Here is a 9,976-nt window from a genome sequence, read left to right as displayed (position 1 = left end):
GCAGAACGGTCGAAGCCGTGCGGTATGCTACTTCAGCTCATCGCACAGTTTGATGACCGCCATCAGCCGCTCCTTTTGTTCGCCAGTCACCAGCTTTTCCGCTTCGGCGGTGTTCCCGGCGACGATCAGCGGAACAACCTGGGTCTCGCGCACCCGGTTGAACTCGGTCCAGATCCTCTTCATCTCGTCGAGCTTGGCTTTCTTGTCTGGCGTAACGTTGACGTCGCGGATCAGATTGCTGACCTTGTCGGCCGAAGTCTTGACCAGCGCCTGCTGATCCGGTCCACGCTTGTCCGGGTTCTTCAGCATGGTCATCAACGAATCACGAACCGGGCCGATTGCCGCCCTGACCTCTGCCGTGGTCGCCGCAACGGCCGGCAGGGCGAGTGCAAGCGACAGGCAAAGCACCAGTGAGCGCCATCCTTTGGCTGAGTGAAGCATGTCAATTCCTCCTGAAATCATCGCCAATTCGAAAAAACGGAGCGTAGCCCGCTGAATCGCGACAACGCTCCTTGCTTCTTCAACGTCCGTAATCGCCGTTTCTTGAGCTTGATCGACGGTCGACAGCGGGCAAGCGCTGCCTTGCTGGCGGGCGAAGCCTGTCTGCCGACGACCAGGTGCATCAGCGCCACTAATTGGCCGGCCAACGGCGACGGCCGATTTTGGCCACCCATCGTTGGCGCGGTTACAATCTCTCCTCGGCTCTCCTGACACTTGTCGGGTAAGGTTCTCGCCCACCTTCCTGCAACGCGAGCTCGGGCGAACGGCCAAGCGTTTTCCGGTTCTGCGCGCGGCGCGCGCGAAAGATCGACATGCCCGGCTCTTCTTCTGAATCCTTACGCAATCTTCCGGGTCGACGTTGGCTCAACGTTGTTCTGCGTACCGTTCACCTGGTCGGCATCGTCCTCCTCGGAGCGGGCTTGCTCGGCGCCGGGAACGTCGTCGCGGGCGCCTGCCTCACGTTCGCCTCCGGGCTCGCCATGCTGGCTCTCGACACCTGGGTCAATGCGGCTCACCTGCGTCAAGTCGCCGGTTGCGGCGTGCTCATCAAACTGGTCCTGCTCGGCTTGGCAAGCGCACAGCCAACGCTGGTGTTACCGGTCTTCTGGCTGCTGATCGTCCTTTCCGCGCTGCTCGCGCACGCCCCGAGCCACTTGCGGCATCGCCGGCTGTTCTAGCTGGCAGCGCGGCAGTGCGGCTACCCTTCGACACTGGCAGCGGCAAGCGCAGCCGATTTTCTATCCTGGTTAATAGAGACCGTCGAATAGTTGCACGTCGACGGCCTCGCCCGGCTGAACTCCGGCGCAGGCCTCGGACAGAACGACCAGGCAATTGGCTTCCGACATCGAACGCAGGATTCCCGACCCTTGGTGCGGCAGCGTAAAGACCTGCCAGCGTCCGTCGACCTCGGTCACTCGGCCACGCAGATACTCGCGCCGGCCAGGCTGTTTCCTGATGGCGTTGGCGGCCGCGACTGGCAGCAAGGGGCGCACCGGCAGCGGATCAACGCCGGACAGCCGCAGCAGGGCATCGAGCGCGAACTGTGCGTAGCTAACCATTACCGATACCGGATTGCCCGGCAGGCCGAACAGCCAGGCCTGGCCTATGCGGCCGAAAGCCATCGGCCGACCCGGCTTGATCTTCAGCTTCCAGAAGCCGATGTGGCCCAGCCGGGCGAGGATTTCGCGGATGAAATCGGCTTCACCGACCGACACGCCGCCGGTGGTGATGATCGCGTCGGCGATCTCGGCGGCTTCGCGTAGAGCGGCTTCCAGTGCCTCGGCGCGATCCGGAACGACGCCGAGGTCGATGATCTCGGCGCCGAGACGGGTGAGCAGACCGTACAAGGTGTAGCGATTGCTGTCGTAGATTTCGCCGGGTGCGAGCGGCGAGCCGATCGACGCCAGCTCGTCGCCGGTCGAGAAAAAGGCTACGCGCAGGCGACGGCGTACCGACAACTCGGCAATGCCCAGCGAAGCGATCAGGCCCAGTTCGGCCGGCCCCAGCCGCTTGCCTGCGGGTAGGGCGATCGCGTTGCGCGCCAGATCCTCACCCGCTCGGCGCGTGTTCTGTCCCTGTTTCTGGCCGGCGGGGACGAAAACCGTGTTGCCGGTGACGCGGGTGACTTCCTGCACGACGACCGTATCGGCGCCGGCCGGCAAGACCGCACCGGTCATGATGCGCACCGCCTGTCCGCGCCCCACCAGGCCGGAAAAAGCGTTGCCGGCAAAGGCGGAACCAACCACGCTCAGGGCGGTTTCGCCGTCGCTGGCGAGGCTTTCGAAATGCACTGCGTAACCGTCCATGGCTGAATTGTCGTGCGCGGGAACGTCGTAAGGTGCGATCACGTCGGCCGCCAGGATGCGGCCGAGCGCATTGCGTACCGGAACCTTTTCCGCGTGGGTGATCGGCGCGACGCTGTCCAGCATGCGCTGGCGCGCTTCGTCGGCCGACAGGCTGGCATCGTCGAGGGCGGGAGACTGGCAGGATGTGGTATCGGTCATGGCTTCATTTCTTGGCGTTGGGGAAGAAGACTTGCTGGCCGTCGGCACGGAAGCTGGCAATCGCCTGCTGGCCGGTGGGCGCGGTCAACCATTGCGCAAAGCGCTCGGCGGCTTCCTTTTTAACATGCGGATGGCGCGCCCGGTTCACCGGTATCACGCCATAGGGATTGAACAGCAGTGGATCGCCGGCCCGCAGCACATCCAGGTCGCGGCGATTGCGGAAGGCAAACCAGGTCGCGCGGTCGGACAGCGTGTAGGCACCGGTTGCCGCGGCCATGTTCAGCGTCGGTCCCATGCCGCTGCCGGTTTCCTTGTAGCCGGCGAGCGTTTTCGGGTCGACGCCGGAATCTTTCCACAGGCGGAGTTCGGCGGTATGCGTACCGCTGCGGTCGCCGCGCGAGACGAAGGGCAGGCCGCTGCGGGCAATCGCGCGTAGCGCGCTGCTGGCGTTCGCCGCCGCGCGCACGCCGGCCGCGTCGCTGCGTGGTCCGATCAGGACGAAATCGTTGTACATCACATCCTTGCGGTAGCTGCCGAAGCCCTCGGCAACGAAGCTTTCTTCCGCCGCGTGGTCGTGGACGAGCAGCGCATCGGCATCGCCGCGGCGGCCGATGTCGAGCGCCTGGCCGGTGCCCACCGCAACGACGCGCACCTTGATGCCGGTCGCCTGCTCGAACTTCGGCAGGAGCCAGCCGAACAAGCCAGACTGCTCGGTCGAGGTGGTCGAGGCGACGAGCAGCGTCTCGCCGGCCTGCGCCGCTCCAAGCAGTAGCCCGAGAACAAGGATCAGTGATCGAAAGCGATGCGCCATGGCAGCTCACCTTGCATGAAAGCGCGCGCCGCAGCGGATTGCGGACGGGCAAAGAAGCGTTGCGCCGATTCGTGCTCCTGCACGCGTCCGTCGGCCAGGAAAACGACATCGTCGGCCAGACGCGTCGCCTGGCCGAGATTGTGCGTGCTCATCAGGATCTTCGCACCATCGGTACGGATTTCGCGAATGATTCGTTCGACCGCTTCGGTCGCGCTCGGGTCCAGGCTGGCGGTGGGTTCGTCGAGCAGCAGCAGGCGCGGCCGCATGGCCCAGGCGCGCGCCAGAGCCAGACGCTGGCGCTCGCCGCCGGAGAGCAGGCGGGCACAGTCGCCGGCGCGGTGCGCCAGGCCGACGCGGGCAAGCACATGGTTCGTCCTTGCATTCCGCTCGGCGGCGCTCAAGCCTTGCGGGTGCAGCGCGAACTCGACGTTGGCATGAACCGACAGGCGCAGCATCATCGGCTGCTGGAAGACCATCGCCAGCCGCCCGTCGGGGCGTGCTGCGCCACCCCATCGGATGGTTCCGCCGTCCGCCGGCAGCAAGCCGGCGAGCAGGCGGAGCAGCAGCGTCTTGCCGCTGCCGTTGGCGCCCAGGATGACGCTGATTCCCTCGCCGGAGAGCTCGAGGTCGAGGCCATCGAGCACGATGCGGCCGTTCGGCTGACAACAGAGCCCTGAAATGCGCAGCGGAAACATCAGCCATACCGCCGGCTGGCCCAGGTGCGCAGCGCGTGCGCGATGACGTTCAGGCCGAGAATGATCGTCATCAGAACGCAGCCGAGGAGGATCGACAGCGCCAGATCGCCTTTGCTCGTCTCGAGCGCGATGGCCGTCGTCATGACCCGGGTATAGCCTTCGATGTTGCCGCCGACGATCATCACTGCACCGACCTCCGACATCGCGCGCCCGAGACCGGCGAGGGTGGCTACCGTGAGCGAGAATCGGCAGTCGGCGAGCAGCAAGCCGACGGCGTGCAGACGGCCGATGCCGATGAGCGAGAACTCGGGCGCGTATTCCTGCCAGGCGTCTTCGATGATCTGCCGGGCAACCGCAGCGATCAGCGGCAGGACCAGCGCGCTTTGCGCAATGACCATCGCTGTCGGCGAATAGAGCAGGCCGAAACTCCCCAGGGGCCCGCTGCGCGACAGGGCGAGATAAACGAGCACGCCGACGACCACCGACGGCAGGCCCATCAGCGCATTCAGCGCGACGACCAGGGCGGTGCGTCCGGGAAACCGGGAAACGGCGAGCCACGCTCCGAGCGGCAGGCCAAGCAGCGTGCCGATGCACAGTGCGCTCAGGCTGACGAAGAGCGAGAGGCCGACGATCTCGAGCAGCCGCGGGTCGCAGTCGGCAAGCAGCAGGTAGCCAGCGCTGCCGAAGACGGTCAGGGCGATCAGCCAGGCGGAGTTCCGGTGCCTCATGTTCATTGTCGACCTTCAGTCTGACGCCTGGCCGGTGCGCTCGGCGGTCACCGCGCGCTAGCCGCCGCCGCGCAGCGTTGCCCGGTCGACCTGCGCGAGCAGGTCTTGCGCGGCAAGATCATCGCCGGCATGCACGTCGATCTCGACGCGCAGCCTGGCCAGTTGCAGCGCCGCCAGACGGAGCGGCGGCTGCTCGCGCAAGGCGAACGTCAGGCTGGCGTCCCGACCGGCGAGCAGCAGGCCGTTCGGCGTGCGCGAAACGGCTGCGCCGAAGGCCGCGACCAGCGCTCGGCGAAACTCTTCGGCGGTGCAAGTCATCTGCCGGACGCGGTCGCTGCGCCAGGGCAAGCCGCTTTCAGCCACCGGCAATCGGCGGCCAAACGGCGAGAACATCGCCCTCGGCCAGGCGTCTGCGTGGCCGCTCCTCGGGCGGCACGAAGCTGCCATTGACCAGTACCAGATGGGTCAGCCGTGGCGGCAGCGCCAAGGGATGCAATACCTCGGCGACGGTCGCCGACTCGGCCACCTCGAGGCTGACCTGGTTGTTCCTGGCGCCAGCCGGCAGATAGTCACTCAGCGTTGCATAGAGCTTGAGCGTCAGGCGCATCGTGTCAACTGTTCGGTCGTTGGCAGGCGATGAAGGCGTCGGCGAAACGCGTTGGCGTTTCCAGCAGTCGCCGCTTCCACGCACCAAGCTTCATTCGCCCCTGAATCAGGCCGCGCAGCGCGCCGACATGTTCGGTCAGGCCGATCGCCGTGGCGCCGATCAGGACCTCGCCGTCGAACTGCAAGCTGATATAGCGCCCGTTTCTCTCGTCCACCTGCTCGACACCGTCGCCGCCGGCGACGCCCTGCCATTCGCCGAACGACGAGGAAATCATCCCCAGTGAATCGAGCACGTTGATCGCCAGTACGCCTTTCATCCGCGCCTTGCGCTGGCCGGCCATGTTGACCGCTGCAATACGCGCCTGGTCGGCGGCGTTGGGCTGAATGGCGGCGACCAGATGACGGCCAGCGTAAAGGTCAGGCGCCTCGGCGACATCGCCGGCCGCGTAGATTCCTGCCACCGAGGTCTGCATGCTGTCGTCGACCAGGACGCCTTTCGCCACATGCACGCGAGTGCCTTCCAGGAAAGCCACATTCGGCGCCACGCCGGCAGCGACGATCAACAGGTCGCAAGCGAGCTTCTCGCCGGTCGACAGCGTCACCGTCAGCGGCGCTTCCTCGCCCTGCGCAATGAAGTCGACGCCGGCGCGGGTCAGCACGCGTACGCCCTGTTTCTCGACCCAGCGTTTGATCATGCCACCCGCCGCCGGCGTCATCATGCGCGGCACCAGGCGGTCGCCAAGCTCAACCACGGTCAGTTGCACGCCCCGCCGGGTCAGCGCCTGCATGATGATGCAGCCGATGAAGCCGGCGCCGAGCTGCAACACGCGCGCGCCGGGCCGGGCCAGGCGAGCGATCGCGCGCGCATCGTCGAGCGTCCAGCAGGTCTGTACTTGCGGCAGGTCGATGCCGGGGATCGGCGGCCGCACCGGACGCGATCCGGTGGCGATCAGCAGGCGGTCGTAAGCCTCGAATTGGCCATCGGCGAAGAGTACCGTTTGCTGCTCGGTGTTGAGCGCGACTGCACGCCCTTGCCGTTGGCGTATGCGCAGGCCGTCGTAATGGCCGGCCGACTTGCGCAGATAGGTTCCCGATTCGTCGATGCTGCCTTCCAGCAGGTAGGGAATCGCCATGCGCGAATACGGCGGCTCGGCCTCGCTGCCGACAAGCAGGATTTCGTCGTCGGGAGCGAGGTGGCGCAGCGTTTCGGCGGCAAGTACCCCGGCTGGGCCGTTGCCCAGGATGAGATGTTTCATGTTGGCTTCTCCGCAAGGCGAAGCGGCGTGGCGGCTGGCGCCACCCCGCTTCGGGAGAGGTTTGCCCGGCTACAGGCCCAGACGTTCCAGCGTGGCCTTTTCCGGCACGCCGTTGGCATCCCAGCCGCGTACCTTGTAGTACTCCGGCCGCATTTTGTCGATGCCATTGACCAAGCCCTTGGCCGGACCCGTGCGGGCGGCCTCGGTTTTCAGGCGTGGCGGCAGATCGTCGTCGGCGGCGGTGAAACCCGCCGCCAGGTTGAACTGACGTTCCAGGTTCCAGATACGCTCGCCGACCTCGTTCAGCTTGTCCATCGACCAGTCGCCGTCACACGCCGCCTGCACCTGCGGCTGCACATCAGCCAGCGTCCACGCGAAGCTGGTGAACACGCAGATGCCGGCCGCATCGAAGACGCCGGTCGCATCCTGGAAGGCCTTGACCAGTTCGGCCTTGCCTTCGGTGACCAGCGGATCGGTCTTGACCGGAATGCCAAGCACTTCCGAAGCCACGGTGTAGGAGCGCAGATGGCAGGCGCCGCGGTTGGAGGTTGCGTAGGTCAGGCCCATGCCCTGAATGCCGCGCGAGTCGTAGGCCGGGAATTCCTGACTCTTGACGCTCATCGACAGTTCCGGCCGGCCGTATTTGGCGCACATGCGCGCGCTACCCTGGCCAAGCTCGCGTCCGAAACCCTCGCCGCGCGCCGTCATCTCGGCCAGCTTGCACAGCGCTTCGGCTGAACCGAAGCGGGCGTCGAGGCCGATCTGCTCGCTGCTCAGGATGCCCAGATCGTAGAGTTCCATCGCCGCGCCGACCGTCGCGCCGAAGGAGATCGGGTCCATCCCGTGTTCGTTGCACAGCAGGTTGGCGTATTGCAGCGCCTCGAGATCGCCGACGCCGTTCGCTGCGCCGAGTGCCCAGGCTGCCTCGTACTCCAGGCCGCCCGAGGCGCCCCAGTATTGCGGGCTGTTGCGTACGCTGAAGTGCGTTTCATCGATCCTGGAAATCCGTCCGCAGGCGATCGTGCAGCCAAAGCACGCAGCATTGCTCACCAGATGCGTCCGGCCGTCGGTCGGCCGCTTTTCGTGCATCGCTTCGGCCGAAATCCGGCCGGCCTCCTCGAACTGAACGTCGCGGTGGTTGCGCGTCGGCAGCGCACCGATTTCGTTGATCACGTTCATCAAGACCTGCGTCCCGTACTTCGGCAGACCCTGACCGGTTACCGCGTTCTCCGCGAGCACCTTCTTGGCGGCCGTCGTCGCGGCCAGGAAAGCCGGGAAATCCTTGATCCCGGAGAAGCCCCGGGTACCGCGCAGGGCGACCGCCTTGAGGTTCTTCGACCCCATCACCGCACCGACGCCCGAGCGCCCGGCGGCGCGGTGCAGGTCGTTGACGATGCAGGCGAACAAGACCTGGTTTTCGCCCGCGGCGCCGATCGAAGAAACGCGGATCAGCGGATCCTGGTGCGATTTCTTGATGGCCGCTTCGGTTTCCCAGCAGGTCTTGCCCCACAGTTGCGTCGCGTCGCGCAGTTCGGCCTTGTCGTTCTCGACGTACAGATACACCGGCCGCGGCGACCTGCCCTCGAAAATGATCATGTCCCAGCCGGCGAATTTCATTTCGGCGCCGAAGAAGCCGCCCGAGTTCGAACAGGCGATGGCATTGGTCAATGCCCCCTTGGTCACCACCGTGTAGCGGCCGCCGGTCGAGGCCATCGTCCCGGTGAGCGGACCAGTCGACATGATCATCTTGTTGTCCGGCGACAGCGGGTCGACCTTGGGATCGATTTCCTCGACCAGATACTTCGAGGCCAGCCCGCGTGAGCCGAGGTAATCGTTGGCCCAGGCCATGTTCAACGGCTCGGGAGTGCAGGTGCCGGCGGTGAGGTTCACACGCAGGACTTTACGGTTCCATCCCATGATCTTTCCTCCTCAGGCGGCAACGGCGGCCGTGTTGGTGCGGGCTGCCCAGGCGCGCATGCGGTCCAGTCCGGTCCACTCGGCATCGACATAGGTGATCGCGCCAGTCGGGCAGGCGCTGGCGCATTTCGGGTCGCCGCTGCACAGGTCGCATTTCTGGACCTTGCCCACCTCGGCCAGGTAATTGACCGTGCCGAACGGGCAGGCGATCGTGCACACCTTGCATCCGACGCAGTTCGCCTCCTTGACGACCTTGGCGCCGGTCAGTGCATCGAGCACGATCGCGTCGACCGGACAGGCGTTCATGCACCAGGCGTCCGCACACTGGGTGCAGGTGTAAGGCACCTTGCGGCCTTCGTGCTCGAAATCGAAAACCTTGATGCGCGACCGGGAAGGGTTGATCGCACCCGTATGTTCGTAGGAACACGCCATCTCGCACTGCAGACAACCGGTGCATTTCGATGGATCAATGTGAAGCGACTTCTGCATTGCGTTTCCTCCATGATTAACTGCTGGCCAATGCGTCGTCAGAACGTTGCGGCGCGACCCGTTGAACAACACCGAACCATGACAAAAGTCGACCGCGCCAAGCGGCAAGCAGCGGGCTCGCTCGGCACAGGCGCCATCGACCCGCTTCTGGTTGTCTTTCAACGGTCTTGCTGTCGGGTTGTGCGAGCTGTCGTGCCCGCCACCTGCTGACCATCGAACACTAACCCGACGCGAAGAACCCGGCGGGTTCGGCGTCCAGCCACTTTACGCACAGCACACCGCCTTGTCATGCCGCAATGCAGCAAACGCCGCGCGCGGCTGTCCATGTCATTGGTCCGCGCTGCCGTCACACGCCGGCAAAGTGTCGCTCAGCAAGCGTCGGCAAGAACCGCCGCAAGGCTCAAGGCGTCAAGCACGCGCGTCGTCCACACTGCCCGCCGCGCCGTTCATCGTCTGCTCACTGGTTCAGGTCTTCTACGAGGTGGTGGCCGCAATCGGAGCCCGCGTACAGGCCCGACACGTCGTCGTCCGGGTCGACACGTTGCCGGCGGCGACGCGCGAAGCGGAGTTGTCGCCGCCAGCGCGCCTTTCAGTCGGTGTTGCGCGCCGGGTTGGCCGCCTGCGCCGATCAGTCGCACGGTCAGCGAACGCTTGATTCGCGATGGACGTTGTCAGTCCCGTTCGGGCAAGTTCGGCCGGCGCAGCCAGCGTAACCAGATTGTAGAAGCGCAGATACTGGCCAGGTTAGCTTTCGCATCGGCAACGCTGTCATAGGCCTTGAGATACACTTCCTCGTACTTGACCGTCTTCCACAGTCGCTCGACCAAGACGTTGTCCCGCCAGGGCCCCTTGCCGTCCATGCTGATCCGGATGTCGTGCGCCTTGAGCAGGCCGGTGAATTCACCGCTGGTGAACGGGCAACCCTGATCGGTGTTGAAGATCTCCGGGCAAGCGTGCCGGTGGAGGGCTT

At 65.4% G+C, this 9,976-nt stretch carries 11 protein-coding genes and 1 pseudogene; 1 reads left to right on the top strand and 11 read right to left on the bottom strand.

Features of this window, described 5'->3' with window-relative positions; genetic code table 11:
- Window positions 1-27 precede the first annotated feature (27 nt).
- Window positions 28-738 (bottom strand): hypothetical protein, encoded by a 711-nt coding sequence (locus Q1L59_RS14075; RefSeq protein ID WP_300333287.1) that lies wholly within the window; start codon window positions 736-738, stop codon window positions 28-30.
- 74 nt (window positions 739-812) lie between these two features.
- On the opposite strand from Q1L59_RS14075, the gene Q1L59_RS14070 reads away from it, so the two are divergent.
- Complete coding sequence (locus Q1L59_RS14070) at window positions 813-1,178, top strand: hypothetical protein (protein ID WP_300333284.1); 366 nt, start codon at window positions 813-815, stop codon at window positions 1,176-1,178.
- Window positions 1,179-1,247: 69 nt separating this feature from the next.
- Here the strand turns inward: Q1L59_RS14070 and glp are convergent, their stop codons facing one another.
- The 10 genes and pseudogenes from glp to Q1L59_RS14020 all read right to left on the bottom strand — a co-directional run.
- Window positions 1,248-2,504: a gephyrin-like molybdotransferase Glp gene (gene glp / locus Q1L59_RS14065; protein ID WP_300333281.1), complete on the bottom strand. Its 1,257-nt coding sequence runs from the start codon at window positions 2,502-2,504 to the stop codon at window positions 1,248-1,250.
- A gap of 4 nt (window positions 2,505-2,508) precedes the next feature.
- The gene (locus tag Q1L59_RS14060; protein WP_300333279.1) at window positions 2,509-3,315 is read right to left on the bottom strand and encodes a substrate-binding domain-containing protein; all 807 of its coding nucleotides are present in this window, start codon (window positions 3,313-3,315) and stop codon (window positions 2,509-2,511) included.
- Window positions 3,291-4,010 carry an ATP-binding cassette domain-containing protein gene (locus Q1L59_RS14055; protein ID WP_300333277.1) on the bottom strand — a complete coding sequence of 240 codons (720 nt, stop codon included), beginning with the start codon at window positions 4,008-4,010 and terminating at the stop codon, window positions 3,291-3,293. The genes Q1L59_RS14060 and Q1L59_RS14055 overlap by 25 nt, the downstream gene beginning before the upstream one ends.
- Entirely contained in the window at window positions 4,010-4,738 is a 729-nt protein-coding gene (locus Q1L59_RS14050; protein WP_300333290.1) for an ABC transporter permease, read from the bottom strand. The genes Q1L59_RS14055 and Q1L59_RS14050 overlap by 1 nt, the downstream gene beginning before the upstream one ends.
- Before the next feature lie 57 nt (window positions 4,739-4,795).
- Window positions 4,796-5,101, bottom strand: coding sequence for a hypothetical protein (locus tag Q1L59_RS14045; RefSeq protein ID WP_300333276.1), 306 nt, complete (start codon window positions 5,099-5,101; stop codon window positions 4,796-4,798).
- Entirely contained in the window at window positions 5,094-5,345 is a 252-nt protein-coding gene (locus Q1L59_RS14040) for a MoaD/ThiS family protein (protein ID WP_300333273.1), read from the bottom strand. The genes Q1L59_RS14045 and Q1L59_RS14040 overlap by 8 nt, the downstream gene beginning before the upstream one ends.
- A gap of 4 nt (window positions 5,346-5,349) precedes the next feature.
- The gene (locus Q1L59_RS14035; protein WP_300333271.1) at window positions 5,350-6,600 is read right to left on the bottom strand and encodes an FAD-dependent oxidoreductase; all 1,251 of its coding nucleotides are present in this window, start codon (window positions 6,598-6,600) and stop codon (window positions 5,350-5,352) included.
- Between the two features lie 69 nt (window positions 6,601-6,669).
- Window positions 6,670-8,517: an aldehyde ferredoxin oxidoreductase family protein gene (locus tag Q1L59_RS14030; protein ID WP_300333269.1), complete on the bottom strand. Its 1,848-nt coding sequence runs from the start codon at window positions 8,515-8,517 to the stop codon at window positions 6,670-6,672.
- Between the two features lie 12 nt (window positions 8,518-8,529).
- Window positions 8,530-9,006, bottom strand: coding sequence for a 4Fe-4S dicluster domain-containing protein (locus Q1L59_RS14025; protein WP_300333267.1), 477 nt, complete (start codon window positions 9,004-9,006; stop codon window positions 8,530-8,532).
- A 717-nt stretch (window positions 9,007-9,723) separates the two neighbouring features.
- Window positions 9,724-9,976: pseudogene (locus Q1L59_RS14020) on the bottom strand (integrase core domain-containing protein); the annotation flags it as partial.

It is taken from the genome of Accumulibacter sp., from assembly GCF_029255125.1.
GTDB lineage: Bacteria > Pseudomonadota > Gammaproteobacteria > Burkholderiales > Rhodocyclaceae > Accumulibacter.
Note: the sequence above shows the minus strand (reverse complement) of the source record. Positions and strands in the feature narration are given on the sequence as shown.

Coding starts and splice junctions, on each gene's coding strand:
- Q1L59_RS14025 (WP_300333267.1), bottom strand. CDS start 9,006: ATGCAGAAGTCGCTTCACATTGATCCATCGAAATGCACCGGTTGTCTG.
- Q1L59_RS14050 (WP_300333290.1), bottom strand. CDS start 4,738: ATGAGGCACCGGAACTCCGCCTGGCTGATCGCCCTGACCGTCTTCGGC.
- Q1L59_RS14055 (WP_300333277.1), bottom strand. CDS start 4,010: ATGTTTCCGCTGCGCATTTCAGGGCTCTGTTGTCAGCCGAACGGCCGC.
- Q1L59_RS14035 (WP_300333271.1), bottom strand. CDS start 6,600: ATGAAACATCTCATCCTGGGCAACGGCCCAGCCGGGGTACTTGCCGCC.
- glp (WP_300333281.1), bottom strand. CDS start 2,504: ATGACCGATACCACATCCTGCCAGTCTCCCGCCCTCGACGATGCCAGC.
- Q1L59_RS14060 (WP_300333279.1), bottom strand. CDS start 3,315: ATGGCGCATCGCTTTCGATCACTGATCCTTGTTCTCGGGCTACTGCTT.
- Q1L59_RS14030 (WP_300333269.1), bottom strand. CDS start 8,517: ATGGGATGGAACCGTAAAGTCCTGCGTGTGAACCTCACCGCCGGCACC.
- Q1L59_RS14070 (WP_300333284.1), top strand. CDS start 813: ATGCCCGGCTCTTCTTCTGAATCCTTACGCAATCTTCCGGGTCGACGT.
- Q1L59_RS14040 (WP_300333273.1), bottom strand. CDS start 5,345: ATGCGCCTGACGCTCAAGCTCTATGCAACGCTGAGTGACTATCTGCCG.